Raw genomic sequence first — 25633 nt, 5'->3', positions numbered from 1 at the left:
TTTGTATGACGACATTGAACGGCAAGACTGCGCTGGTCACCGGCTCCACCAGCGGCATCGGCCTGGGCATCGCTCTCAGCCTGGCCAAGGCCGGCGCCAACCTGATTCTTAACGGCTTCGGCGACGCCAGTGCAGTGATCGCCCAGGTGCAGGCGTTTGGCGGCAAGGTCGGGCATCACCCGGCGGACGTCAGCGACCCGGCGCAGATCGCCGACATGCTCGCCTACGCCGAACGTGAGTTCGGCGGTGTGGACATCCTGGTCAATAACGCCGGGATCCAGCACGTGGCGGCGGTGGAAGACTTCCCGGCCGAGCGCTGGGACCAGATCATCGCGATCAACCTGTCCTCGGTGTTCCACAGCACACGCTTGAGCCTGCCGGGCATGAAGGCCAAAGGCTGGGGACGTATCGTCAATATTGCCTCGGTGCATGGCCAGGTCGGCTCGGTGGGCAAGGCGGCGTATGTGGCGGCCAAGCACGGCGTGATCGGCCTGACCAAAGTGGTGGGCCTGGAGACGGCTACCAGCAATGTGACCTGCAATGCGATCTGCCCGGGCTGGGTACTGACGCCGCTGGTACAGAAACAGATCGATGACCGCATCGCCACGGGCGTCGACCCGCAACAGGCACAGCATGATTTACTGGCCGAGAAGCAGCCATCGCTGGAGTTCGTGACGCCGCCGCAATTGGGTGAGTTGGTGTTGTTTTTGTGCAGTGAGGCCGGCGCCCAGGTGCGTGGTGCGGCGTGGAATATTGATGGCGGCTGGCTGGCCCAATAAGACCAGACACATTGATCTATGTTGTCAGGTAGATTTTTACAAGAACAAGAGACTTTGCTGATGTCCGACATCCTCTGGCAGCCCTCCCCGGAACGCATCGCCAACACCCGAATGGACCAGTTCCGGCGCTTCATCAATGACCGCCACAACGTGCAGCTCAATGACTACCCCGCCCTGCACCAGTGGAGCATCGACCAGCGTCCCGACTTTTGGCGCGCCATCGTAGCGTTCTTCGACGTGCAGTTTCGCAGCCCGCCCAGGGCGGTGCTGCTCGAAGACGTCGAGATGCCCAGCGCGCAGTGGTTTCCCGGTGCGACGCTGAACTTCGCCGAACACCTGCTGCGCCGTCGCGACGATCACCCCGCAGTGGTCGCCATCAGCGAAGACGGCCAGCGCGAGCAACTGACTTACGCCGAACTGGCCGCCCATGTCGCCGGCCTGCAAAAAAGCCTGCTCGCAGCCGGTGTGACCCAGGGCGACCGCGTGGCGGCGTGCATGCCCAATACCTGGCAAACCCTGGTAGGCATGCTCGCCACTACCAGCCTGGGGGCGATCTGGTCGTGTTCCTCGCCGGAGTTCGGCACCCAGGGCGTCATCGACCGTTTCGGCCAGATCGAGCCCAAGGTGCTGATCACCTGCGCCGGCTACCACTACGCCGGTAAAACCATCGACCAGAGCGCCAAGCTCAATCAAATCCTCGACCGGCTGCCGTCCCTGCGGCAATTGATCGTGGTGCCCTATGCGCGCCCCCAGGCGCGGGTCGAGGACTACCGCACCCAGGCGAACGTCGCGCTGTGGCATGACTTTTACCAACCCGACGGCGAGCCGGAATTTGTCGCGGTGCCGTTCGACCATCCGCTGTACATCCTCTACTCCAGCGGCACCACCGGCGTGCCCAAGTGCATCATCCACGGCACCGGTGGTGTGTTGCTCACGCACCTCAAGGAACACGGCCTGCACGCCGACCTGTCACACGAGGACTGCCTGTTCTACTACACCACCTGTGGCTGGATGATGTGGAACTGGCTGGTGTCGGTGTTGGCGATCGGCGCCACGGCGGTGCTGTATGACGGTTCGCCGTTTCACCCAGGCCCTGAGCGTTTGATCGACCTGATCGATGCCGAACGGATCAGCGTGTTCGGCACCAGCCCCAAGTTCCTCGCCACCGTGGAAAAAGCCGGGCTGCAACCGCGCCTGAGCCATGACTTGAGCAGCTTGAAGACGCTGATTTCCACCGGTTCACCGCTGTCGCCGCAGAGCTACGACTACGTGTACCGCGAGATCAAGGGGGAGCTGTGTCTGTCGTCGATGTCCGGCGGCACCGATATCGTCTCCTGTTTTGTGATCGGCAACCCGGTGCTGCCGGTACGGCGCGGCGAAATGCAGTGCAAAAGCCTGGCGATGGCCATCGAGGTGTGGGACGACCAGGGCCATCCCTTGATCGGTGAGAAAGGCGAACTGGTGTGCACCCGGCACTTCCCGGCCATGCCCATTGGTTTGTGGAACGACCCGGATCGAAACAAGCTGCGCGCTTCTTATTTCAGCCAGTTTCCCGGCGTCTGGTCCCAGGGCGACTACGCCGAGCAACGCCCCAATGGCAGCCTGTTGATCCACGGACGTTCCGACGCGGTGCTCAACCCCGGCGGCGTGCGCATCGGCACGGCGGAGATCTACCGCCAGGTGGAAAAAGTCCCGCAGGTGCTGGAAAGCCTGGCCATCGGCCAGCGCTGGCAGGACGACGTGCGTGTGGTGCTGTTTGTGCGCCTCGATGACGGTATCGCGCTGGATGATGCGCTGGAACAGCAGATCCGCCAGGTGATCCGCGCCAACACCACCCCGCGCCATGTGCCGGCCAAGATCCTCGCCGTCACGGATATCCCACGCACCCTCAGCGGCAAGATCGTCGAGTTGGCGGTGCGCAACGTGGTGCACGGAGAACCGGTGAAGAACACCGACGCCCTGGCCAACCCGCACGCGCTGGAGGAGTTTCGCAACCGGCCCGAACTGGCGTAAAGATGAAAGGTTTCAGCCCAAACGCACACCGTTGAAGACAAACCCCCAATGCGTGCTATTTTTTGGGGGTAGTCACCCTTTCCCGGCTCACGGGATAATGGGTGTTGTCATTTTTCAAAGCGTTACGCTCAGGGCTTTTTATGAAGGAAACATCCACCGGTAGCGAAGCCGCTGCGTTGATTGCACGGCTGGACTGGGCACAAAGCCCGCTCGGTGAGGCCAATGACTGGCCGCAAAGCCTGCGCACAGCCATTAACATCGTCATCGATTCGCCGATGCCGATGCTCCTGCTGTGGGGCAGCCAACTCACCCAACTCTACAACGATGGCTTCGCCTTGCTGGCGGGCAACAAACACCCCGAGGCCATGGGCCAGCCGGCGCACCAGACATGGCCGGAGCTGGAGAGCTTCACCGCGCCGATCTACGCTGCCGGTTTCGGCGGCGAGGCGCGCACCTTCAGCGAGCAGCGCTTTGTGCTGCAACGCGATCATCGCGACACCGAGATCTGGCTCGACCTGACCTACAGCCCGGTCCGCGATGAAAGCGGCGATGTGGCCGGCATCCTGGTCACCGCCATCGAAACCAACGAACGGCGCAGCAAAGCGCTGGAGTTGCAGCAACGTTCCGAAGACAGCCTCAAGGCCCAGCACGACACCGAACAACGCCTGCAACTTGCACTGGCGGCGACCGACGCGGTGGGCACCTGGGACTGGGATATCGGCGAAGACCGCTTTATTGCCGATGCCCACTTCGCGTATCTGCATGGCGTCGACCCCAGCGATGCCAGCCTGCTGCCCATCAGCGACTACCTGCACGGCGTCCACCCCGAAGACCGTGGCACGGTGGCGCGCAGCATCAAGCATTGCATCACCCACGGCACCGAATACGCCGAGGAATACCGCCTGCTGCAAGCCGATGGCCAAGTGCGCTGGGTGTTTGCCCGGGGCCGTTGCTACAAGGATCGCCACGGTCGCCCGGCGCGATTCCTGGGCGCCGCGCTGGACCTCACCGAGCGCAAGAACATCGAGCAGGCCTTGCGCAACCTCAACGAAAACCTCGAAGAACGCGTGGCCCAGCGCACCCAGGCGCTGGCCGAAGCCAACCAACGCCTGCAAAACGAAATGTTCGAACGCGAGCGCGCCGAAGACGCACTGCGCCATGCGCAAAAGATGGAGGCGGTGGGCCAGCTCACCGGTGGCATCGCCCACGACTTTAACAACATGCTCACCGGGATTATCGGCAGTCTGGACCTGATGCAGCGCTATATCGCTGCCGGGCGCAGCGAGGAAATCGGCCGCTTTACCGATGCCGCCGTGTCTTCGGCCCATCGCGCCGCCGCCCTTACCCACCGCCTGCTGGCGTTCTCGCGCCGCCAGTCGCTGGACCTGCGCCCGCTCGATCCGAACCAACTGGTGGCGTCCCTCGAAGACCTGTTCCAGCGCACCAAAGGCGCGCATATCCACCTCAAGGTGCAACTGGGCCAAGACATCTGGCCGGTCAACACCGATGCCAGCCAACTGGAAAACGCCCTGCTCAACCTGGTGATCAACGCGCGCGATGCCATGCCGGATGGCGGCGAACTGCTGATCGAAACCGCCAACAGTTATTTGGACGGCACCGATATCACCACGCTCGAGCCGGTCAAGGCCGGTGACTACGTCATGCTTGGGGTGCGCGACAACGGCAGCGGCATGGCACCTAAAATCCTTGCCAAGGCGTTCGACCCGTTCTTTACCACCAAACCCATCGGCCAGGGCACCGGCCTGGGGCTGTCGATGATCTACGGCTTTGCCCAGCAGTCCGGCGGCCACGTAACCATCCAGAGCGAACCGGGCCAGGGCACCTGCGTGCGCCTGTACCTGCCGCGCCTGCACGGCACCGCGCTGGAGAGCAACTTGCCCGCCAGCCTCGGCGAAGCGCCGGTGGCCTTGGCCGGTGAAGCCGTGGTGGTGGTCGAGGACGACCCGGCGGTGCGCATGCTGGTAGTCAATGTGCTCGATGAACTGGGCTACACCGCGCACCAGGCGGCGGACTCGCGCACGGCATTGCCACTGCTGGAGTCGGACCTGCGGGTGGACTTGCTGGTGACCGATGTGGGCCTGCCGGGGATGAATGGTCGGCAACTGGCGGAAATCGCCCGCCAGCATCGTCCGGATCTCAAGGTGTTGTTCATGACCGGTTACGCCGAGACAGCCGCCGAGCGCCAAGGCTTCCTGGAGGCTGGCATGGACATGGTGGCCAAACCGTTTTCGATTGACCTGCTGGCCACTAAAATCCGCAGCATGATCAACGCCGATGATCCAGTTCAGGCATAATCGCGCGCCGTCGCACACCTGGTAGAGCCTTATGAAAGCCCAAGCCCGTCATATTCTGGTGAAAACCAGCGAAGAAGCCGAACAGCTCAAGCAGCGCATCGCCAAGGGTGAAGCCTTCGATGTGCTGGCCAAGAAATATTCCACCTGCCCGTCCGGCAAGCGCGGTGGAGACTTGGGTGAAGTGCGGCCTGGGCAGATGGTCGGGGCGATCGATGCGGTGATTTTCAAGAAGCCGGTGAAAGTGGTGCATGGGCCGATCAAGAGCAAGTTCGGGTATCACCTGGTGCAGGTGTTTTACCGCGATTGAGGGTTTGACTTGCTCCCGATCCGCTGTAAGCGGCCATTCACCTCGGTATCAAGGCCCCCGGCACCTGAATCACCCGACTCGCCAACCGATGCCCCGCCAACGCCGCCTCCTCCGGCGAACCGCCCTTGAGCCGGCTGGCCAAGTACGCCGCACTGAACGAATCCCCCGCCGCCGTGGTGTCCACCACCTTCTCCACCTTCAGCGCCGGCATCGCACAGTGCTCGCCGTTGCAACGGATCAGGCATGCATCCGCGCCACGCTTGAGCACCACTTCGGCAATCGCCGGGTACGCTGCAAACACCTGCTCACTGTCGGCATATCCAAACAGCGCCTGCTCGTCGTCCTCGGTCAGCAAGGCGATATCCACCTCGGCCAACACCTGGCGATAGGCCGCGCGCGCGGCCTCGATGCTGGCCCAGAGGCGTGGCCGGTAGTTATTGTCGAACACCACCCTGGCGCCGCGCCGACGGGCTTCGATCAGCGCGCGCAGTAAGCGCTCACGCCCGACTTCCCCCAGTACCGCCAGGGTAATGCCGCTGAAATACACTACGTCGTAACCCGGTAACGCCGCCAGAATCGGTTCGGCCGCAGGCGTGGTGAAGCAGTCGCGCACGGCGGCCTCGTTGCGCCAGTAGAGGAATTTGCGTTCGCCGTTGGCATCGGTCTGGATGCAATACAAGCCCGGCAAGCGCCCAGGCAACCGCTGGACCCTGCTCAGCCCCAGGCCTTCGTCGGCCCACTGCTGGCACATGGCGTCGCTGAAACTGTCATCGCCCAGGGCTGTGACGTAGTCGACGCTGCCGCTATCGCCCAACTCACGACACAGATACACCGCCGTGTTCAGGGTGTCGCCACCGAAGCTTTGCTGCAGGCTGCCGTCGGCGCGGTGTTGCAGTTCGATCATGCATTCGCCGATGAGGGCGATGCGGGGTGGAGTGTTCATGGCTTGTGATCTCTGGTGTGGCTGATGGCCTTCTAGAAGCAGGTATGCAGGGTTTCGATCACGCGCAACTCTGAATCCACCAGGCACCCGACCTGCCACTTATCGAACGTCAGGCACGGGTGGGAAGTACCGAAGGAAATGATGTCGCCGATGCGCAGTTCAACCCCTGGCGCCACGAGCATGAACGCGTGCTGGTCCATCACCGCCGTGACGGTGCAGGCGCTGACATCATCGCCTTCGGCCGGCACAATGCCCGCCTGGTAGCGCTTGAGCGGCACCGGCAAGCCCGCGTCGTAGGCCACGTCGCGCTTGCCCAGGGCGATCACCGCAAACCCAGGCTCAGGCAACGATTGCACATGGGCCCAGACTTCCAGGGCCGGGCGCAGGCCTTCGTTGAGATCACTGCGTCGATCAAGCACGCAGCACTGCGCGTCTTTGTAGATGCCGTGGTCGTGGGCCACATAGCTGCCGGGGCGCAGCACACTGAGGAAGCGGCCGGCGGCGTTCTGCTGTTCAAAGGACTCGGCGATCAGGTCATACCAGGCCGACCCCGACGCCGTGATGATCGGCTTGGGCAAGTCGAAAGAACCGCTGTTTTGCAGGTCTACCGCCAAACGCACCAGGCTCGCGGCGAAGTCGCGGATGCCGCTGATGGCATGCTCGCCATGGATCACGCCTTCATAACCTTCAATGCCGGTGAGGGCCAGGGCCGGCTGCGCCCTGATGGCTTTGGCGAGGTCGCGCACTTGCCGTTCGCTGCGGCAACCGCAACGGCCACCGACCACACCGTATTCGATCATCACGTTCAGGCGCAGGCCGCGAGCGGCGAAGAACAGCCCCAGGTCGGCGACATTGTCCGGGTGGTCGACCATGCAATGGAAGTCGAAATCCTTGTCCGCCAACAGGTCGGCGATCAACGCCATGTTCGGCGCGCCGACCAGTTGGTTGGCCATCAACACCCGGCGTACGCCACCGGCGTAGGCGGCACGGGTCTGCACCGCGTTGGCCAGGGTGATGCCCCAGGCGCCCGCCTCGAGCTGACGCTGGAACAGTGCCGGCATCATGCTGGTCTTGCCATGGGGCGCGAGTTCGGCGCCGCTGCTGCTGACAAAATCCTGCATCCAACGGATGTTGTGCTCCAGGGCCTCTCGATGCAGCACCAGGGCCGGCAGGCTGACGTCACGGACCAGGTGGGCACCGACGGCGGCGGCGCCTTTTTCAACGGCGTTGAGGGCAGACATGGAAAACTCCTATTCGTTAATACGACGGGCCAGGTTGTTGGCGCTTTCAATCAGAACCCGGCGATAGTCGTTGTAATTTTTGATAGCGTCGGCCCGTGGCGCGACGATGCACAGGGTGGCGATGCTGACGCCCTGCGCGTCCCGCACCGGGGCGGCAAAGCAGTGGGTGAAGGTGTCGGCCACGCTGTCGAAGGAGAAGAACCCTTCGAGGGTGGCCTGACGGATTTGCGCCAGGAACGTCTCCAGCGCCAGGCGCTGGCCGTCCGGCAGGATGAAATCCTCGGGGTCGATCAGGTCGACGATCTGCTGGTCGCTCAAGTGCCCCAGCAACAGGCGCCCGGAGGCGGTCCAGGGGATCGGCGCGTTTTCGCCGATGTCCGAAGAAATACGGAAATGCCGCTCGCCTTCGCGCATCAGCGCCACGGTGTATTTGCGCCCGTTGAGCAGGCACATCTGCGCGGTTTCGTGGGTCTGGCTGACGATCTCCTGCAAGGCCTGGTCGGCCTCGCGGGTCAGGTCGAAGTGACGCAAGTGCGCCTGGCCGAGAAAGTACAGCTGACGGCCCAAATACACGTGGCCGTCCTTGCCTACGGTTTCCAGGATGCGCCGCTCCAGCAGCGAGGCGACCAATTCGTAGACGGTGGACTTGGGGCTGCCGATGCCACTGGCAATATCATTCGGACGCAGGGGCTGGCCGATCTCCTTGAGAAAATCGAGGATATCGAATGCACGGTCCAGGCCTTTGGCGCGGCGTTTGATGGTGTCTTCGGTCATGACAGTTTTCGGTCCGGTAAAAGGGTTGTGCTGCACAGTGAACCCTGTGGGAGGGGAAAGCCCCTCCCACATTTGAGCTTCAGTGGGCTTCAAGAGTGGGGCAATTTAGCCCTTTTTCTTGTAGGCCACGCAATCGATCTCCACCTTGCAATCAACCATCATATTGGCCTGCACACAGGCCCGCGCCGGAGCGTGCTCGGGGGTGAAGTATTCGCCGAACACCTTGTTGAAACTCCAGAAATCGCGCGGGTCTTCCAGCCACACGCCCACGCGGACCACGTCCTTGAGTTCATAGCCGGCTTCTTCGAGGATCGCTACCACATTGCGCATAGTCTGCCGGGTTTGCTCGATGATGCCGCCGGTGATGATTTCACCGTCCACTGCTGGCACCTGGCCCGAGACGTAGAGCCAGCCGTCCGCTTCCACCGCGCGGGCAAAAGGACGTGGCTGGCCACCGCCGGCGGTGCTGCCGGCGCCGTAACGAGTAATGCTCATAAACTATGCTCCCTGATTAAAAACGAATGTTCTTTAAAAATTCCGCCAGGCGCGGCGACTGTGGTCGTTCGAATATATCCTTCGACGAGCCCTGCTCTTCAATGCGCCCCTGGTTCATGAATACGATCTGGTCCGAGACTTCATAGGCAAAACGCATTTCGTGGGTGACCAGCAACATGGTCATGCCCTCCTCCGCCAGGCCCTTGATCACACTGAGCACCTCGCCTACCAATTCCGGATCGAGGGCCGAGGTGACTTCGTCGAACAGCATCAGGCTGGGGTTCATCGCAATGGCGCGGGCAATCGCCACACGCTGTTGCTGACCACCGGATAACTGGCCGGGGAAGTGGTTGCGACGCTCCAGCAACCCTACGCGGTCCAGCCATTTTTCCGCCAACGCCACAGCCTCGTCCTTGCCCATTTTCTTGACCTTGAGCAGGCCCAGGGTGACGTTCTGCAACGCGGTCAGATGCGGGAACAGGTTGAACTGCTGGAATGCCATGCCGGTCATTGCACGGTGCTGGGCAATCACCCGCTCCGGGTGGCGCACGCGCTTGCCGCCGACGTCGCTATAGCCGATGGACTCGCCGTCCAGAGTGATCTGGCCACCCTGGAACTCTTCCAACAGGTTGACGCAACGCAATAACGTGGTCTTGCCCGAGCCGCTGGAGCCGATCAAGGTCACGACGTTGCCGCGCTGCATGGACAGGTCGACGCCTTTGAGCACTTCGACTTCGCCGTATTGTTTACGCAAACCGCGAATGTTCAACAGCGGCTCGATGGTTTGAGCTTGGTTCATGGCAAGGCCACCCGTTTTTCAATGTAGCGCCCGAATAACTCGATGGCGTAGTTGATGACAAAGAACATAAAGCCCGCGAACAGGTAGAACTCAAGGGTCATGAACGTGCGTGCGATCACTTGCTGGGTGCTCAGCAGCAACTCGGCCACGCCGATCACCGAGAGCAGGGTCGAGGCCTTGACGATTTCCGTGGAGGAATTGACCCAGGTCGGCAGGATCTGGCGCAGCGCCTGGGGCAACAGCACGTAGGCCAGGGACTGCGGGAACGTCAGGCCGATCGCCTTGCCCGCTTCGAGCTGCCCACGGGGAATGGCTTGCAGCGCGCCGCGCACGATTTCCGAGACGTGGGAGCCGCAAAACAACGTCAGCCCGACCGCACCGGCCTGGAACGCGGTGATCTGCCAACCAAGCGCCGGCAGCATGTAGAAACACGCCAGCACCAGCACGAACACCGGCGTACCCCGGATCAAATCCACATACAACCGAAACGGCGCACGCATCCAGAATGTGCCGTAGGTCAGCACCAGCCCGGCAAAAATACCGATCAGGGTGCCGAAGACAATCGCCAGCGCCGAGCAATAGATGCTGGTCTGAAACCCCGCCCAGAGGGTGTCCCGGGCGATCCACAATTCATGCAGCCAACTGGGGGACTCGTACATGCATACCCTCCTTTAACGACGGATCGCCAGACGCTGTTCCAGGTAACGGAGCAGCATGGCAATGAGGTAACAGGCCGCCACGTAGAGCGCGGTCGTGACCAGCCAGGTTTCGATCACCCGGTAGCTTTCAACGTTGATCTTGCGGGCGTAATACGTCAGTTCAGGTACCGCGATGGCAGCGGCCAGCGAGGTGTCCTTGAACAGCGAGATAAAGTTGTTCGACAGCGCGGGCAGCACGTTGCGCAGCATCACCGGCACGGTGATATAGGCGCGGATACGCCACTCGCCAAGGCCAATCGCCAGGCCGGCTTCACGCAGGCCCTTGGGAATATTCAACAACCCGGCGCGGAATACTTCGGTCAGATAGGCACCGGCGTAGAGCGACAGGGTGATGATGAACGACGGGATCTTGTTCAGCCGGATGCCCAGGCTCGGTAAGGCGAAGTAGATCAACAGGATCAGCACCAGGATCGGCGTATTGCGGATCACCGTCACGTACACCGAGGCAAAGACACGCAAGGCGCGGTGCCTGGACAGCATGGCAAATGCCATCAGCAGGCCGATCACGCAACCGATGGCGATCGACAGCACAGCCAGTTGCAGGCCCAGACCGAGCCCCGCCAGCAAGGTGTCGAAATCGCGCCACACGGCGGCAAAGTTCAACTGATAATTCATGGTCAACAGTACCTGGATGGGCGCCTTGACGGCGCCCCGGTTATTCCGAATCACTTGAATTCAACAGGGAAACCAATCGCCGGTTCCGGCAGATCGACGCCGAACCATTGTTTGAAAGACGCCTTGTAGGTGGGAAATTCCACGCCGGTCATGGCTTCATGCAGGGCGGTATTGACGAAGTTCAGCCAGTCCTGGTCGCCACGTTTGACAGCACACGCATAGGTTTGCGGGCTCCAGGCGTAGGCCGGGCTACGGTAGCGGCCCGGGTTCTGCACCATCAGGTATTTGACCGAGGACTGGTCGGTGGCGGCGGCATCGGCGCGACCGGAGTTCACGGCCTGGTACATCAGGTCGACGCTGTCGTACTGGTCGACCTTGGCCTTGGGCAGCGCCTGGTGCACCAGTTCTTCGGCATACACGTTCTGCAGCACGGCCACAGTCACGCCATCACCCGCCGCCTGCAGGTCTTCGATCTCTTTGTACTTGCTGTTGTTCGGCAGCAGCAGGCCCACGCCTTCGCGGTAGTACGGCAGGGTGAACGCCACTTGCTGCGCACGGCTGGCGGTGACGGTGATGAACTGGCAACTCATGTCGACCTTATCGGTCAGCAGGTTGGGAATACGCGCGTCGGACGACTGCACCACAAACTCGACTTTGGACGGGTCATTGAACAACCCCTTGGCCACGATGCGACCGATGTCGATATCGAACCCTTGCAACTTGCCATCCGCTCCCTGGAAGTGCCACGGCGCATTGGTACTGCCTGTACCCACGACCAGATGCCCACGCTTGAGCACGCTGTCGAGCTTGCTGTCAGCCGCCTGCGCGGTGCTCGCGAGGGAAGCCGATGCGGCGAAGAAAAAAACACACGCTTTGAACACAGAAGGTCGGTGATGCATGGCAAGCACTCCAGGGGTTGTGTATTCCGCTATACCGGAACTTGGTATGTAACAACGGAATAGACAGCAGAAAGTGTGCCATACGTTTCCACCGAAACCTATGAGAGCAATAAAAACGTTAACAATCAGTTGGATAAATCAGGGTATGAGAAAGCGTCGGGCGCCTGCGGCTGCAATCAAAATGCTACCCAGGGCCCCACGCGGCGGTGACAGCGCCATTGCAGTGCGTCACCGCCCTGTTACCGGGCACCTGTCAAGGTTGACAGTAGACGACAGCATTCCCTGGACCTAGCGTTGGCAAACCTCTTCGCTGCTCAAAGGAAGCTCATCATGGGAATTGCGACTGCGACCATTGCCAATGCCGAGGACTACCGACGCGCACTGAACACATCGCAGCCGGTGTTCATGCTATTTATTTCGCACCACTGCCCGGCGTGCGGCTCCTCCACCCCCCTGTTCGAGCGAATCGCGCGCGAGCACCCATCAGTCGTCAGCCTGGTGCTCAATTGCGCCGAGACGCCGAGGCACCCGAACGTTACAGGTACCCCGACATTGCTGATTTTCCTGAATGGCACCTTGATGGAGACCTTCAAGGGTTTCGGCCCCGAGGCTGAACAGGCTCAGGTGCTGACAGATATTTTCAAACGTTATGCTGACCGCAAGGCTGCAAAACCACCTGCGTCACCCGCCGCTCCTCCACCGCAGCCACCGTCAAGCGCCAGCCTGCATGCTCCAGGCTATCGCCCACCACCGGCAGGCGGTCGAGCAGACTCATTACCAAACCGGCCAGTGTCTGGTAATCCTCGGTCGCGACAGCCTTGAAGCCGGTGCGCTGACGCACCTGGTCAAGGTTCAGAGCGCCGTTGGCACGGAAGCCACCGGCCTCCTCGACGATATCCGGCCCTTCGATTTCGCTGGCATCCGGTAATTCACCGGCGATGGACTCAAGAATGTCGGTCATGCTCAACACGCCCATGAAGTCGCCGAATTCGTTGATTACGAAGGCGATGTGGGTCGACTCCTGGCGCATCTGCTCCAGGGCATTGAGGATCGAGAAACTCTCCAGCAGGTTGATCGCCCGACGTGCCAGGTGCGCAAGGTTCGGCTCGCTGCCGGCCAGGTATTCCTTGAGCAGCTCCTTCTTGTGCACGAAGCCTAGAGGCTCATCCACCGCGCCATTGCGGATCAACGGCAGGCGCGAGTAGGACGAGTGCATGAGTTTCAGGCGGGTCGTGTCGGGAGCGTCCGCCAGGTCGATAAAGTCGACCTTGGCCCGTGGCGTCATCAACGTGCGGATCGCCGTTCGGCCAGTTGCAGCACGCCGCTGATCATCACCCGTTCCCGGCGTCGAACAGCGGACCCTGCGCAGCATCCGGTTCGCCCAGCAAATCGGCGACCTCTTCACCCACCTCATCCACCGCCAGGCTGCGGCCGCCGAGCAAGCGCATCACCGCGTGGGCGTACGCTCGCGCACCGGCAAAACACCCTGCGCCGACTTCCTGCGGCGGGCGCGGGCGATCTGGTTGAACACCTCGATCAGGATCGAGAAACCGATGGCCGCGTACAGGTAGCCTTTCGGAATATGAAAGCCCAGGCCTTCGGCGGTCAGGGCGAAACCGATCATCATCAAGAAGCCCAGGCACAACATGATCACCGTCGGGTGGGCGTTGACGAAACGTGTCAGTGGCTTGCTGGCGACAATCATCAAGCCGATGGAGATAATCACCGCGATCATCATCACCGCCAGCTCATCCACCATGCCCACGGCGGTGATGACCGCGTCCAGCGAGAACACCGCATCGAGCACCACGATCTGCGCCACGATCGGCCAGAACATCGCGTAAGCCACATTGCCCGTGCGCTGAGCCACGTGCCCCTCCAGGCGTTCGTGCAGCTCCATGGTGGCCTTGAACAGCAGAAAAACACCGCCAAACAGCATGATCAGGTCACGGCCGGAGAAGCTCTTGTCGAACACTTCGAACAGCGGCTGGGTGAGGGTTACCAACCAGGAAATACTCGCCAGCAGTCCCAGGCGCATCAGCAGCGCCAGGGACAAACCGATCAGCCGGGCGCGGTCACGCTGCTCCGGTGGCAGCTTGTCCGCCAGGATCGCGATAAACACCAGGTTGTCGATACCCAGCACCAGTTCCAGCACAATCAAGGTCAACAAGCCGAGCCAGGCCGTTGGATCCGCTAACCATTCCATTTATAGAGTCTCTGTATTCGGAATATTCAGAATGTCGGGCACGGCAAGGCGCGGCCATGGGACCAGAACAAGGTGAGTCGACGGAATACGGGGTGCTTGAGCGGAAACAGCGACAGCGGATGTCTTGGGGAAAGACGACTGGGGGGGCTCCGAGAGGGTGTTCATGCAAGTCCTGCGATTAAGAAAGGACTTGAATCGTACAGCCGAAAAGCAAAGTTCCTACAACGCAGAACTATTACAAAATCTGTATGCCACGGTTACCCGCTTGCCGGGTGGGGAGCGTTCCGCTGCAAAAAGCGGGAGTCTGCTGCGCAGACGGCGGGAGCAAGCTCCCTCGCCACAGCAATCCCCCTCACCAGAGCAAGCTCTCACAAGAAATCATCTGCGCATTCAGAATCAGCAGTTACCAGAAGCGCTGCTGGGTCAACCGGCTCCACCAGGTCAGCAGTACGCGGTCCACCGAGCCGCTGGCGGCCAGGCCCACGCGTTCCTGCAGGCTTTTGCGCTCGGCATAGTGCAGGTGGAACACCTCGGCGGTCTTGGCCTTGGTGGCCAGGTATTCGTCACTGGTCTGCAGTTCGTCGACCAATTGTTTGTCGAGCGCTGCAACACCCAGCCACACTTCCCCGGTCGCGACCTCATCAATCGCCAGTTGCGGGCGATAGCGCGACACGAAGTTCTTGAACAACTGATGGGTGATGTCCAGGTCTTCCTGGAACTTCTCGCGGCCCTTCTCGGTGTTTTCGCCGAACACCGTGAGGGTGCGCTTGTATTCGCCGGCGGTCAGCACTTCAAAGTCGATGTCGTGCTTTTTCAGCAGGCGGTTCACGTTGGGCAGCTGCGCCACCACACCGATGGAGCCCAGGATGGCGAACGGTGCGCTGATGATCTTCTCGCCGATGCACGCCATCATGTAGCCGCCGCTGGCCGCGACCTTGTCGATGCACACGGTCAACGGCACGCCCGCCTGGCGGATACGCGCCAGTTGCGACGACGCCAGGCCATAGCTGTGCACCATGCCGCCACCGCTTTCCAGGCGCAGCACCACTTCGTCCTTGGGCGTGGCCAGGCTCAATAGCGCGGTGATTTCATGACGCAGGCTCTCGGTGGCCGACGCCTTGATATCGCCATCGAAATCCAGCACAAACACCCGCGGCTTGGCCTCGGGCTGCTTTTTCTTGCTATTTTGCTTTTCGGTCTTGCTTTCGGATTTACGCAGGGCCTTGAGCTGATCCTTGTCGAGCAGGGTCGATTCCAGGCGCTCACGCAGGCCTTTGTAGAAATCATTGAGCTTGCTGACCTGCAATTGGCCGGCGGATTTGCGACGGCCTTTGCTGCGCAATGCCGCGAAGCTGATCAATACCACCAGAATAGCGACCACCAGGGTGACGGTCTTCGCCAGAAAGCTCGCGTATTCGGCCAGAAAATCCATGTTGCTCCTTACAAGTGCAGTGCGCCAGGCGCGGATTGCCCCAGCATACCGACGGCCAGGCGTTCGAGCCAGTGATCAAACCGCCAGCAATACAGCGCTCCAACAGCCTTTTAAAACAAGCGTATGTTTTTTCATTGACAGCTCCCTGGCATCCTCATAACCTCGCCAGACTTCAACGTACCGGGAAAACGGACGTGGGCAGCATCTATCTGATTCGACATGGCCAGGCCTCCTTCGGTGCAGACGACTATGACGTCCTGTCGCCCATTGGCGTGGAGCAAGCCCAAGTACTGGGCCGCCATCTGGCCGACATGGGTCTGGTATTCGACCGCTGCGTGGCCGGCGACCTGCGCCGCCAGCAGCACACCGCCAGCGCCGCCTTCGATCAATACAGCGCCCTTGGGCTGCCGGTCCCCGCCCTGGAAACCGACAGCGCCTTCAACGAGTTCGACGCCGACGCGATCATTCGCGCCCTGCTCCCCGACCTGCTTACCACCGAACCCGACGCCCTGGATACCCTGCGCAATGCCGCGCAAAACCGCAGTGAGTTCCAACGCATCTTTGCCTTGATCATCGACCGCTGGCTGGCCGGCACCTACGACCCGCCGGAGCTGGAAAGCTGGCTGGGGTTTGTCGAGCGCGTCCAGAGCGGTCTGCAACGCCTGCTGGAAACGGCGGACAACACGCAGAAGATCGCCGTGTTCACCTCCGGCGGTACCATTACCGCCCTGCTCCACCTGATTACCCGAATGCCTGCCGCCCAGGCCTTTGAACTTAACTGGCAAATTGTTAACACCTCGCTCAACCAGCTGAAGTTCCGCGGTCGCGAGGTGGCACTGGCTTCCTTCAACAGCCATACCCACTTGCAACTGTTGAAGGCGCCGCAGCTCATCACCTTCCGGTGAACTGCGGCCAACCGTGACCCCAAGGTCACTGGACTCTACCCTAAAGGATCGAAACCATGACTGACGTAGCTAAAGCCGTACAAGCAATGAAAGCCAAATTCAACCCAAGCGCTGCCGAAGGCTTGGACCTGGTATTCGGTTTCCGCATTGACGACACCAAGAACTTCTCCCTGGTTGTCAAAGACAAGACCTGCGAGCTGCAAGAAGGCGAAAATCCGGACGCCCAAGTGACCCTGGTCATGGACAGCGAAACCCTGGAAGGTATCGTCGACGGTTCCACCGACGGTATGCAGGCCTTCATGGGCGGCAAGCTGCGCACCGAAGGCGACATGATGCTGGCGATGAAGCTGAGCGAGCTGTTCCCGTCCTGATTCACGGGCAAGCCTAACTCAAAAAATGTGGGAGGGGGCTTGCTCCCTCCACATTGGGTTGTGGTGTTGGTTAAGATTTCGGTTGCAGCAGCAACGCCACCAACGCACTCCACCCCGTCTGGTGCGACGCCCCCAACCCACGCCCGGTTTCGCCATGAAAATACTCATGGAACAACACCAGGTCACAGCTGAGCGGGTCCGCTTGCAGCTGCGCATACCCCACCATCGACGCTCGCATGCCGTTTTCATCCCTTAAAAACAACCGGGTCAGCCGCTGACTCAGGCTGTCGGCCACTTCCTCCAGTGACGACAGATAACCGCTGCCTGTCGGGTACTCCACCGAGAAGTTGTCCGCGTAGTACCGGTGAAATTCACGCAACGATTCGATCAGCATGTAGTTCACCGGCATCCACAACGGCCCTCGCCAGTTCGAGTTGCCGCCGTACAAGCGCGAATCGGATTCGCCGGGCTGGTAGCACGCGCTCAAGGTATTGCCATTCATCTTCAACGCCAGGGGCTGCTCGGCGAAGGCTTTGGACAAGGAGCGCACCCCAAACGCCGAGAGGAACTCATCGTCAGCGAGCATGCGGCGCAGCAGGTCCTTGGTGCGCTCCCCCCGCAACAATGCCAGCAACAGTCGATTGCCCTGCCCCGGTTCATTCCAGCGCGAGACCAATTCAGCCAGGTCCGGCCGGTGTTTCATAAAACCTGACAAGCGCTCGCGCAACCCGTCCAGGCCCTCATGCTCGCGCTGCTCCAGCACCAGCACGGCGAACAACGGCATCAAGCCGACGATGGAACGCAGGCGCACCGGCTCGTTCTGGCCATCGGGACGATGCAGCACGTCGTAGAAGAACAGGTCCTGCTCGTCCCACAGGCCTTCGGCGCTGTCGTCGACACGGTTGATGGCGCCGGCGATGTACAGGAAGTGCTCGAAAAACTTCACCGCAATGTCGACATACACGCCATTGCGCTTGGCCAGTTCCAGGGCGATGCGCATCAGGTCCAGCGCATAGGCCGCGACCCAGGCCGTGCCGTCGGCCTGATCCAACTGATAGCCCGCCGGCAAGGCCGCCGAACGGTCGAACAAGGCGATGTTATCCAGCCCCAGGAAGCCGCCCTGGAACAGGTTGCGGCCCTCGGCGTCCTTGCGGTTGACCCACCAGGAAAAATTCAGCAGCAACTTGTGGAAAATCCGTTCCAGAAAGTCCATATCACCGACACCGGTCAGCGCCTTGTCCTGCTGATACACGCGCCAACTGGCCCAGGCATGCACCGGTGGGTTGGCGTCGTCAAAGCGCCATTCATACGCAGGCAGCTGGCCGTTTGGGTGCATGAAACGGTCCTTGACCAGTAACAGCAGTTGTTGCTTGGCGTACCCCGGATCGATCAGTGCGATAGCCACCGCCTGGAAGCCTTGGTCCCATGAGGCGTACCACGGGTATTCCCAGGTGTCGGGCATGGACAGGATGTCGAAGTTGGACAGGTGCCGCCAATGGGTATTGCGCAGGCGCAAGCGCTCGGACGGTGGTGCCGGTTGGGTCGGGTCGCCGTCGAGCCATCGGTTCACATCGAAGTAATAGAGTTGCTTGGACCACAGCAAACCCGCCAGGGCCTGACGCTGCACATTGCGTGCGTCCGCATCGGCGATACCATGTTGCAGGGCGGTGTAGAAATCATCCGCTTCCTGGCGACGCTGTTCGAACAGCTTGCGCGCGTTGACCGGCGGCGCAACGGCGGGAGCAAAGCGCAGATACAGGGTTTTGCTCTGCAGCCCGTCCAGTTCAACGATGAAGCGCGCGGCAACCTTGGTGCCGCTGTCACGCCGAATCGCCGCTTCAAGGCCCTGCACCACGTAATCGTTGATGCCATCCTTGAACGGCCCCGAGGCCATCAGCCCGTCCAGCTTGACGACATTGCTTTCATTTTCGCAGAACAACCACTCCAACCCATCCTGGCCCCATGCGCTCAGACGGCGATCCGGCAACTCATGATGACGGGCCAACACGTGCTCGCCGTCCATCGACAACTGTGGCTTGGGTGCGTCAAAGGTCCAGCTCCAGTCATTGCGCGCCCACAGCTGGGGCAGCACCTGCAAACGGGTTGGCTGATCCGAACGGTTATGCAGCGTGATCCGCATGAAAACATCGTCAGGCTGATGCTTGGCATACTCGACGCTGACATCGCAATAACGGTTGTCCTCGAACACGCCGGTATCGAGGATTTCATATTCGGCGTCAGCCAGCCCGCGACGGGCGTTTTCGGTGATCAGGTCGGTGTAGGGAAACGCTGCATGGGGGTATTTGTAGAGCATGCGCATATAGGCATGGCTCGGCACGCCATCGACGAAAAAGTACAGCTCCTTGACGTCTTCACCGTGGTTGCCCTCGGCGTTGTTCAGGCCGAACAGGCGCTCCTTGAGAATCGCGTCACGCTCATTCCACAGCGCCAGCCCCAGGCACCAGCGTTGCGCCTTGTCACTGAAACCGGCCAGGCCGTCCTCGCCCCAACGGTAGGCGCGACTGCGTGCGTGTTCATGGGGGAAGTAGCGCCAGGCATCGCCATCGGCGCTGTAGTCTTCGCGCACCGTGCCCCATTGGCGTTCGCTCAGGTAGGGGCCCCACTCGCGCCAGCGCTCGGCGTCTTCGGCTGCCAGGCGCTGACCTTCTATTGTTTGGGTTACGGGCGTGGCCGTCATTGAGTCCTCCAACACCTACACAGTGAGGTGCAGTGTAGGACCCATCCACGCCCGGTTGCACATGAAGACTTAGAAGATTGCGTAGGTGTAGTTGAAGATCAGACGGGTCTGGTCCTGGTCGGCGGTGCCGGTGTTTTTGCCGTGATAGGTGCCGGTACGCAAGGTGGTACCGAAGCCCTTCAGCGGACCTGCCTGCACCACGTAGTCCAGACGGAAGTCGGCTTCGTTTTCTTTCTGGTCAGGCCCACCGGCGACATTGGACTTGATGTCCTTGCCGTCCAGATAGGCCACGGACGCCTTCAGGCCCGGTACGTAGGCCTTGAAGTCATAGGCATACTGGCCGAAGTTGACCTGCTCGCCCGCGCGGGAGAACTGGCCGACCACCGCATCGGTGAACAGGTAGAAGTCGCTGCCGCCGGCGCCCTGCGCGTGCGGGTCGGCCAGGCTGCCCTGGTTGACCCAGACGAAGCCACCGTCATCCCCCACGCCGATGTGGCCGAGCATCAGGCTGCTGCCGCCCAACTGGTAGGTGAAGGCTGCACTGTAGGTTTTGTTGTCCACTTCGCCGGCATGCCGGGCAAAGCCGCCGTTGTTGTTGAACGCATAACCGCTCGAACCATTCTTGCCGTCGCTGGTGCTGTCGAAGTAGCGCAGGTCGGTCTTGAACGATTGGTCATTGCCCAACGGCAGCACATGCACCAGGCCTACATAGTTCTGTTTGTAGAAGTCCTGCAACTGCGCGTAGTAGTACTGCAGCGTCAGGTTTTTCGTAAGGGCGTTATCGGAGGAGCCGAAGGGTTTGTAGTCCACGCCACCGAACTTGAAGCTGTCGCTGTCGCGCTGGCCACCGGCAACGCTCAAGCCCGTGGAATTACTGGAAGCACGACCTTCGGCGCGGTTCAACTCACCACCGGTGAAGGTCACGTTAGGGATGTCGTTCGAAGTCAGGACGCCGCCGTCGAAGGTCTGCGGCGCCACACGGCTGTCGTTGGCCACCAGGATCGGCAACACCGGCGCCAGGCCGCCGCCCACATGCAGTTCGGTCTGGGAAATGCGGAACTTCACATTGCCCGCCGCGCGACCAAAGGCATCGGCAGGTTCGGTACCGTTGTTCTTGGTCGGGAAGAAGCTGTTGCCGTTGCCCGCCAGGCCTGGGCCCGCGGCATGACCATCGCCGCCATCCAGGCGCAGAGCGCCGAACGCCATCACATCGAAACCGACGCCGAGCGTGCCTTGGGTAAAGCCGGATTTGTAGTCAAAGCGCAGCGCGGTTGCGGCTTCGCGCAGGTCGTTATTGGTGCCCGAGCGGTTGTCTGCACTGTAGTACATGGTGCGTGAGCTGACGGACGCATGACTGTCCTCCACAAAACCGCTGTGACCATTGCCCGTGCCCAGCGAGCCAAGCCCGAAATCATCCGCGCAAGCGTGTTGTGCAAGCACGGCGGCGGTGATGGATAACGCCAATGTAGATATTTTCATTAACGACAGCCCCTGAATATTTTTTTATGTCGATTGTGTGCAAAACGGCGTTTCACCCCTACAAACGTGACGATTGTTTCATGGGGACCGGGGCCGACGCCGTGAAGAAAAAGTTAGGAAAAGGCGCGAAAAATGAAATTATCCGTATGCCGTTTTTTGTCATATTCCGTTCATTTCATTCATTTGAAGAATGAAGTTCAGAGGATTCTTCGTTTGCGCGGCGGCGCGGTGCCCAACAAAATCGGTGAATGGTCACGCCTCTCTCCATCGTCATCAGGAATTTTTCTATGCCCAATGCCGCCCATGTCAGCCCCGACGAGATCCGTAAAGGCTTTTCCAAGGCCATGTCCGATATGTACCGAGATGAAGTTCCCCTGTATGGCGCGCTGATGGAGCTGGTGGCTGAGGTCAACGCGCGTGTGCTCGACACCGAACCAAGCCTGGCGCACCAGCTGCAACGCACCGGTGAAATCCAGCGCCTGGACAGGGAACGACACGGCGCCATCCGCCTGGGCACCGCGGCGGAACTGGCGACCATCAACCGCTTGTTCGCCGTGATGGGCATGCAACCGGTGGGCTACTACGACCTCACGCCGGCGGGTGTACCGGTGCACTCCACGGCGTTTCGCGCGGTGCATGAGCACGCCCTGCAAACCAGCCCGTTTCGCGTGTTCACCTCATTGCTGCGCCTGGAGCTGATCGAAAATCCCGAGCTGCGCGCCTTCGCCGAAACCGCCCTGGCCAAGCGTTCGATCTTCACCCCAGGTGCCCTGGCGTTGATCGAACAAGCGCAGAACGACGGCGGCCTCGACGCCGAGGACGCCGCGCACTTCATCCGCGAGGCCCTGGAAACCTTCCGCTGGCACCACACCGCCACCGTCACTGCCGCGCAATACCAGCAACTGAGCGACCAGCACCGCCTGATCGCCGACGTCGTCGCCTTCAAGGGCCCGCACATCAACCACCTCACCCCGCGCACCTTGGACATCGACCAGGTACAGGCCGCCATGCCCGGCAAAGGCATCACCCCCAAGGCCGTGATCGAAGGCCCGCCGCGCCGCCAGTGCCCGATCCTGCTGCGCCAGACCAGCTTCAAGGCCCTCGACGAAGCCATCGCCTTCACCGACGCCCAAGGCAGCCACAGCGCACGCTTCGGCGAAATCGAACAACGTGGCGTCGCGCTCACCCCCAAGGGGCGCGCGCTCTATGACCAACTGCTGAACGCCGCACGCGACGAACTGGGTGCATTTCCCAACGAGGGCAACGCCGCACGCTATACGCAATTGATGGAACAGCACTTCCAGGCCTTCCCCGACAATCACACGCAAATGCGCGAACAGGGCCTGGCGTACTTCCGCTATTTCGTCACGCCCAAGGGCCTTGCGGCACGCGGCCACGCCGAGCAACCGCGGACCCTGGAGGCACTGGTCGCGGCCGGCCACGTCGATGTGGAGCCATTGGTGTATGAGGATTTCCTGCCGGTGAGCGCGGCGGGGATCTTCCAGTCGAACCTGGGGGATGCGGCGCAGAGTCACTACGCGGCCCCTTCGAACCAGGCGGCGTTCGAGCAAGCGCTGGGGCGTCAGACGATTGATGAACTGAAGCTGTATGCCGAAACGCAGCAGCGTTCAATGGATGCGTGCTTGGACGCACTGTTGGCCTGAAAACCGGTGCCCGCCCGCCTCACCGGCGCAATCATTGCGCCGATTCAATTGGGACGGATTGTTGTGGCGAGGGAGCTTGCTCCCGTTCGGCTGCGCAGCAGACGCCAAGGCCTGGGGGCGCTTCGCACCCCAGCGGGAGCAAGCTCCCTCGCCACGGTGGTTGCGGTGCTGCTTAGCCCAATCGCCCCACGATTTCATCTTTAATCAGAAGTCTCTTTTTCTTCAGTTTCTCAACATCCTCATCGCTGGCACTGGCTGATTCCGCCTTGAGCACCTCCCCGTCGGCAGCGTCATATTGCGTGAGCAGCGAGTCCAGGCGTTTATCTATCGCCCTGCGTTCGTGAACGACTTCCTTGCTCAACCCCAAGTCCTGATACAGGTCGTGTTTCACTGGCATGGCGTACCTCCGCATGTTGATCAATGGTCTACGCCCTTGAAACTAGCCCATTCCTGGCCGTCTTGTCATATTTGCGCTCAATACGTCCCCGTTCGTCGCGGTGACGGCGATGGGACCAAACCTTTGCGACGCCCGGCCCTCAACAGTAGATGACCGCTTGAGGGAGACCGTTTCATGACGCTTGCCGCCACCACTGTCGACACCCTGTGCATCAACACCCTGCGCACCCTGGCAATGGACGCCGTGCAGAAGGCCAATTCCGGCCACCCGGGTACGCCCATGGGCCTGGCGCCGGTGGGGTATACGCTGTGGAGCCGGTTCCTGCGGTATCACCCCGAACATCCCGACTGGCCCAACCGCGATCGGTTTGTGCTGTCGGTGGGGCATGCGTCGATGCTGTTGTATTCGCTGCTGCACCTGGCCGGTGTGGTGGAGATCGATGCCCAGGGCCAGCGCACCGGGCAGCCGGCGATCAGCCTGGACGACATCAAGCAGTTTCGCCAAGCCGAATCCAAAACCCCCGGGCATCCGGAATACCGCATGACCACTGGCGTCGAGACCACCACCGGCCCTCTCGGCCAGGGCTGCGCCAACAGTGTAGGCATGGCGATGGCCGAGCGTTGGCTGGCTGAGCGTTTCAATCGTGACGGCCAGGTGCTGTTCGACTACAACGTCTACACCCTGTGCGGCGACGGCGACATGATGGAAGGCATCAGCAGCGAAGCGGCGTCGATGGCCGGGCATCTGAAGCTGGATAACCTGTGCTGGATCTACGACAACAACACCATCAGCATCGAAGGCCACACCGAACTGGCGTTCAGCGAGGACGTGATCAAGCGCTTCCAGGCCTACGGCTGGCACACGCTGCACGTCACCGATGCCAATGACCTGCAGGCGCTGAGCACTGCCCTGGAGACCTTCCAGGCGAACATCGGCGCGCCGACGTTGATTGTGGTCGACAGCGTGATCGGCTACGGCTCGCCCCACAAGCACAATACCGCCGCCGCCCATGGCGAGCCGTTGGGTGATGAGGAAATCCGCCTGACCAAGGCCGCGTATGGCTGGCCGCAGGATTCGAGTTTCCTGGTGCCCGATGAAGCTCGCACGGTATTGCGCGATGCGCTGCACGCACGCGCCGAGCCGCTGTACCAGCAATGGAACCAGACCCTGGCCAATCTAGAGCCGCACCTGGCCGATGAACTGCGACGGATGCGCGCCGGCGAGATGCCCGAACAATGGCAGGCCGATCTACCGAGCTTTGCGGCGGATGCCAAAGGCGTCGCCAGTCGTGCGGCAGGCGGTGAGGTGTTGAATGCCTTCGCCCAGCAAATCCCCTGGCTGATCGGTGGCTCGGCTGATTTGTCGCCGTCGACCAAGACCAACCTCACCTTCGACGGCGCCGGACGCTTCAGCGCCGACGACTACAGCGGGCGCAACCTGCATTTCGGGATTCGCGAACACGCCATGGGCGCGATTGCCAATGGCATGGCGCTGTCCTATCTGCGCCCGTACACCTCGACGTTCCTGGTGTTCAGCGACTACATGAAACCGCCGATCCGCCTGGCGGCGATCATGGAATTGCCGGTGGTGTTCGTGTTTACCCATGACTCCATTGGCGTGGGTGAGGATGGGCCGACGCACCAGCCCATCGAACACTTGACTCAGTTGCGGGCGACCCCGGGGTTGCTGACCCTGCGCCCTGGCGACGCGAATGAAACCCTGGAATTGTGGAAAGTCGCCCTGGCGCAAACCCATCGGCCGAGCTGTGTGGTGCTGTCGCGTCAGCCGTTGCCGACATTGGACCGCACGAAATATGCAGCGCCAGCCGGTGCAGCCAAGGGCGCGTATGTATTGGCCGGGGCGGATAAGCCAGAAGTGATCCTGATCGGCACCGGCAGCGAAGTCAGCCTGGCGGTGGCGGCCTACGAACAGCTCACGAATGAAGGGGTGGCGGCGCAGGTGGTGTCGATGCCCAGCTGGGAATTGTTCGAAGAGCAGGACCAGGCTTACCGCGACAGCGTATTGCCGCCAGCGGTGAAAGCGCGGGTGGTGGTGGAACAGGCCGGGCCACTCGGATGGGACCGCTATGTCGGCCAGACCGGCGCCAAGGTAGTGATGAACAGCTTTGGCGCGTCGGCGCCGTTGGCCAAGTTGCAGGAGAAATTCGGGTTTACGGTGGAGCATGTGGTGAAGCAGGCCAAGGTGCAGATCCAACACAACTCAACTGAATAAACACAGTAACTGTGGGGGGAGCGGTGCGACGATTCGACTTGCTCCCGATAGCGGTGTGTCAGTCAATACATCTGGCACTGATATTCCGCCATCGGGAGCAGGTCGAATCGTCGCACCGCCCCTCCCACAGGTTCAGAGCCACGCCAACATTGTGTAGATACCTATGCTGCGCTGAGGTCCTGAAGGACGACGCTGTTACTGCGCTCGTGCCTCGCCGTATCCATCTACTACGCGATCAACCAGCAACTGCACGCCCTCTACCATTCGACAAAGCCCCAGCACCATACTGCGCTGCGGACCATCAACTTCAAAAGCGAGATAAGTCGCGATGCACTGATGGATTCCAGATC

At 61.2% G+C, this 25633-nt stretch carries 21 protein-coding genes and 2 pseudogenes; 9 read left to right on the top strand and 14 right to left on the bottom strand.

Annotation, left to right across the window (positions count from 1 at the left end):
• Nucleotides 1-5 precede the first annotated feature (5 nt).
• From JWR98_RS12000 to JWR98_RS11985, 4 genes are all read left to right on the top strand, one after another.
• Nucleotides 6-779, top strand: a complete 774-nt coding sequence (locus tag JWR98_RS12000; RefSeq protein ID WP_078733476.1) for a 3-hydroxybutyrate dehydrogenase — start codon at nt 6-8, stop codon at nt 777-779.
• Nucleotides 780-839: 60 nt separating this feature from the next.
• Nucleotides 840-2792: an acetoacetate--CoA ligase gene (locus JWR98_RS11995; RefSeq protein ID WP_205490132.1), complete on the top strand. Its 1953-nt coding sequence runs from the start codon at nt 840-842 to the stop codon at nt 2790-2792.
• A gap of 140 nt (nt 2793-2932) precedes the next feature.
• Nucleotides 2933-5107 (top strand): hybrid sensor histidine kinase/response regulator, encoded by a 2175-nt coding sequence (locus JWR98_RS11990; protein WP_205490131.1) that lies wholly within the window; start codon nt 2933-2935, stop codon nt 5105-5107.
• A gap of 31 nt (nt 5108-5138) precedes the next feature.
• On the top strand, nt 5139-5414 hold the full coding sequence (locus JWR98_RS11985; RefSeq protein WP_003174397.1) for a peptidylprolyl isomerase: 276 nt from the start codon (nt 5139-5141) through the stop codon (nt 5412-5414).
• A gap of 37 nt (nt 5415-5451) precedes the next feature.
• Here JWR98_RS11985 and JWR98_RS11980 read toward each other — a convergent pair whose 3' ends face one another.
• The 8 genes from JWR98_RS11980 to JWR98_RS11945 form a co-directional block, all read right to left on the bottom strand.
• Nucleotides 5452-6357, bottom strand: a complete 906-nt coding sequence (locus tag JWR98_RS11980) for a sugar kinase (protein WP_205490129.1) — start codon at nt 6355-6357, stop codon at nt 5452-5454.
• Nucleotides 6358-6389: 32 nt separating this feature from the next.
• Nucleotides 6390-7598 carry an amino acid deaminase gene (locus JWR98_RS11975; protein ID WP_078733481.1) on the bottom strand — a complete coding sequence of 403 codons (1209 nt, stop codon included), beginning with the start codon at nt 7596-7598 and terminating at the stop codon, nt 6390-6392.
• 9 nt (nt 7599-7607) lie between these two features.
• Nucleotides 7608-8372, bottom strand: coding sequence for an IclR family transcriptional regulator (locus JWR98_RS11970; protein WP_078733482.1), 765 nt, complete (start codon nt 8370-8372; stop codon nt 7608-7610).
• Nucleotides 8373-8477: 105 nt separating this feature from the next.
• Nucleotides 8478-8867, bottom strand: coding sequence for a RidA family protein (locus JWR98_RS11965; RefSeq protein ID WP_010210958.1), 390 nt, complete (start codon nt 8865-8867; stop codon nt 8478-8480).
• Between the two features lie 16 nt (nt 8868-8883).
• Complete coding sequence (locus JWR98_RS11960; RefSeq protein WP_003174403.1) at nt 8884-9666, bottom strand: amino acid ABC transporter ATP-binding protein; 783 nt, start codon at nt 9664-9666, stop codon at nt 8884-8886.
• Nucleotides 9663-10325, bottom strand: a complete 663-nt coding sequence (locus tag JWR98_RS11955) for an amino acid ABC transporter permease (RefSeq protein WP_003174404.1) — start codon at nt 10323-10325, stop codon at nt 9663-9665. Before JWR98_RS11955 ends, JWR98_RS11960 begins: the two co-directional genes overlap by 4 nt.
• Before the next feature lie 12 nt (nt 10326-10337).
• Nucleotides 10338-11000, bottom strand: coding sequence for an amino acid ABC transporter permease (locus JWR98_RS11950; protein WP_078733483.1), 663 nt, complete (start codon nt 10998-11000; stop codon nt 10338-10340).
• A 50-nt stretch (nt 11001-11050) separates the two neighbouring features.
• Nucleotides 11051-11899, bottom strand: coding sequence for a transporter substrate-binding domain-containing protein (locus tag JWR98_RS11945; RefSeq protein ID WP_078733484.1), 849 nt, complete (start codon nt 11897-11899; stop codon nt 11051-11053).
• Nucleotides 11900-12229: 330 nt separating this feature from the next.
• On the opposite strand from JWR98_RS11945, the pseudogene JWR98_RS11940 reads away from it, so the two are divergent.
• A pseudogene (locus tag JWR98_RS11940) lies at nt 12230-12502 on the top strand (thioredoxin family protein); the annotation flags it as partial.
• A 37-nt stretch (nt 12503-12539) separates the two neighbouring features.
• Here JWR98_RS11940 and JWR98_RS11935 read toward each other — a convergent pair.
• Together JWR98_RS11935 and sohB are read right to left on the bottom strand one after the other, a co-directional pair.
• Nucleotides 12540-14105: pseudogene (locus JWR98_RS11935) on the bottom strand (TerC family protein).
• A gap of 403 nt (nt 14106-14508) precedes the next feature.
• The gene (gene sohB / locus JWR98_RS11930; protein WP_078733486.1) at nt 14509-15537 is read right to left on the bottom strand and encodes a protease SohB; all 1029 of its coding nucleotides are present in this window, start codon (nt 15535-15537) and stop codon (nt 14509-14511) included.
• 194 nt (nt 15538-15731) lie between these two features.
• Here sohB and JWR98_RS11925 point away from each other — a divergent pair, with 194 nt between their 5' ends.
• Entirely contained in the window at nt 15732-16442 is a 711-nt protein-coding gene (locus tag JWR98_RS11925; protein WP_205490127.1) for a histidine phosphatase family protein, read from the top strand.
• 56 nt (nt 16443-16498) lie between these two features.
• Nucleotides 16499-16813, top strand: coding sequence for an SCP2 sterol-binding domain-containing protein (locus tag JWR98_RS11920; protein WP_078733488.1), 315 nt, complete (start codon nt 16499-16501; stop codon nt 16811-16813).
• 70 nt (nt 16814-16883) lie between these two features.
• Here the strand turns inward: JWR98_RS11920 and JWR98_RS11915 are convergent, their stop codons facing one another.
• Both JWR98_RS11915 and JWR98_RS11910 read right to left on the bottom strand, forming a co-directional pair.
• Nucleotides 16884-19511, bottom strand: a complete 2628-nt coding sequence (locus tag JWR98_RS11915) for an MGH1-like glycoside hydrolase domain-containing protein (RefSeq protein ID WP_078733489.1) — start codon at nt 19509-19511, stop codon at nt 16884-16886.
• A gap of 69 nt (nt 19512-19580) precedes the next feature.
• Nucleotides 19581-20990, bottom strand: a complete 1410-nt coding sequence (locus JWR98_RS11910) for an OprD family outer membrane porin (protein WP_078733490.1) — start codon at nt 20988-20990, stop codon at nt 19581-19583.
• Between the two features lie 287 nt (nt 20991-21277).
• On the opposite strand from JWR98_RS11910, the gene hglS reads away from it, so the two are divergent.
• Nucleotides 21278-22654, top strand: a complete 1377-nt coding sequence (gene hglS, locus JWR98_RS11905; protein WP_205490125.1) for a 2-oxoadipate dioxygenase/decarboxylase HglS — start codon at nt 21278-21280, stop codon at nt 22652-22654.
• Between the two features lie 172 nt (nt 22655-22826).
• Here the strand turns inward: hglS and JWR98_RS11900 are convergent, their stop codons facing one another.
• A complete protein-coding gene (locus tag JWR98_RS11900) occupies nt 22827-23051 on the bottom strand; it encodes a DUF465 domain-containing protein (protein ID WP_205490123.1) in 225 nt (74 codons plus the stop codon).
• Nucleotides 23052-23225: 174 nt separating this feature from the next.
• On the opposite strand from JWR98_RS11900, the gene tkt reads away from it, so the two are divergent.
• A complete protein-coding gene (gene tkt / locus JWR98_RS11895; protein WP_205490121.1) occupies nt 23226-25283 on the top strand; it encodes a transketolase in 2058 nt (685 codons plus the stop codon).
• Nucleotides 25284-25478: 195 nt separating this feature from the next.
• Here tkt and JWR98_RS30190 read toward each other — a convergent pair.
• Nucleotides 25479-25633: DUF6124 family protein (locus tag JWR98_RS30190; RefSeq protein WP_425273182.1), on the bottom strand; the 155-nt coding region annotated here is incomplete at its 5' end.

This window comes from Pseudomonas lactucae, assembly GCF_016937615.1.
GTDB classification, from domain to species: Bacteria; Pseudomonadota; Gammaproteobacteria; order Pseudomonadales; family Pseudomonadaceae; genus Aquipseudomonas; species Aquipseudomonas lactucae.
This window is presented reverse-complemented; position numbering and strand designations above follow the sequence as displayed.

What these genes read in the sequence shown, in the direction of transcription:
- JWR98_RS11900 (WP_205490123.1), bottom strand. Translation starts at nt 23,051, where the DNA reads ATGCCAGTGAAACACGACCTGTATCAGGACTTGGGGTTGAGCAAGGAA.
- JWR98_RS11970 (WP_078733482.1), bottom strand. Translation starts at nt 8,372, where the DNA reads ATGACCGAAGACACCATCAAACGCCGCGCCAAAGGCCTGGACCGTGCA.
- JWR98_RS11910 (WP_078733490.1), bottom strand. Translation starts at nt 20,990, where the DNA reads ATGAAAATATCTACATTGGCGTTATCCATCACCGCCGCCGTGCTTGCA.
- JWR98_RS11960 (WP_003174403.1), bottom strand. Translation starts at nt 9,666, where the DNA reads ATGAACCAAGCTCAAACCATCGAGCCGCTGTTGAACATTCGCGGTTTG.
- hglS (WP_205490125.1), top strand. Translation starts at nt 21,278, where the DNA reads ATGCCCAATGCCGCCCATGTCAGCCCCGACGAGATCCGTAAAGGCTTT.
- JWR98_RS12000 (WP_078733476.1), top strand. Translation starts at nt 6, where the DNA reads ATGACGACATTGAACGGCAAGACTGCGCTGGTCACCGGCTCCACCAGC.
- JWR98_RS11975 (WP_078733481.1), bottom strand. Translation starts at nt 7,598, where the DNA reads ATGTCTGCCCTCAACGCCGTTGAAAAAGGCGCCGCCGCCGTCGGTGCC.
- JWR98_RS11985 (WP_003174397.1), top strand. Translation starts at nt 5,139, where the DNA reads ATGAAAGCCCAAGCCCGTCATATTCTGGTGAAAACCAGCGAAGAAGCC.
- JWR98_RS11995 (WP_205490132.1), top strand. Translation starts at nt 840, where the DNA reads ATGTCCGACATCCTCTGGCAGCCCTCCCCGGAACGCATCGCCAACACC.
- tkt (WP_205490121.1), top strand. Translation starts at nt 23,226, where the DNA reads ATGACGCTTGCCGCCACCACTGTCGACACCCTGTGCATCAACACCCTG.
- sohB (WP_078733486.1), bottom strand. Translation starts at nt 15,537, where the DNA reads ATGGATTTTCTGGCCGAATACGCGAGCTTTCTGGCGAAGACCGTCACC.
- JWR98_RS11915 (WP_078733489.1), bottom strand. Translation starts at nt 19,511, where the DNA reads ATGACGGCCACGCCCGTAACCCAAACAATAGAAGGTCAGCGCCTGGCA.
- JWR98_RS11945 (WP_078733484.1), bottom strand. Translation starts at nt 11,899, where the DNA reads ATGCATCACCGACCTTCTGTGTTCAAAGCGTGTGTTTTTTTCTTCGCC.
- JWR98_RS11920 (WP_078733488.1), top strand. Translation starts at nt 16,499, where the DNA reads ATGACTGACGTAGCTAAAGCCGTACAAGCAATGAAAGCCAAATTCAAC.
- JWR98_RS11965 (WP_010210958.1), bottom strand. Translation starts at nt 8,867, where the DNA reads ATGAGCATTACTCGTTACGGCGCCGGCAGCACCGCCGGCGGTGGCCAG.
- JWR98_RS11980 (WP_205490129.1), bottom strand. Translation starts at nt 6,357, where the DNA reads ATGAACACTCCACCCCGCATCGCCCTCATCGGCGAATGCATGATCGAA.
- JWR98_RS11950 (WP_078733483.1), bottom strand. Translation starts at nt 11,000, where the DNA reads ATGAATTATCAGTTGAACTTTGCCGCCGTGTGGCGCGATTTCGACACC.
- JWR98_RS11990 (WP_205490131.1), top strand. Translation starts at nt 2,933, where the DNA reads ATGAAGGAAACATCCACCGGTAGCGAAGCCGCTGCGTTGATTGCACGG.
- JWR98_RS11955 (WP_003174404.1), bottom strand. Translation starts at nt 10,325, where the DNA reads ATGTACGAGTCCCCCAGTTGGCTGCATGAATTGTGGATCGCCCGGGAC.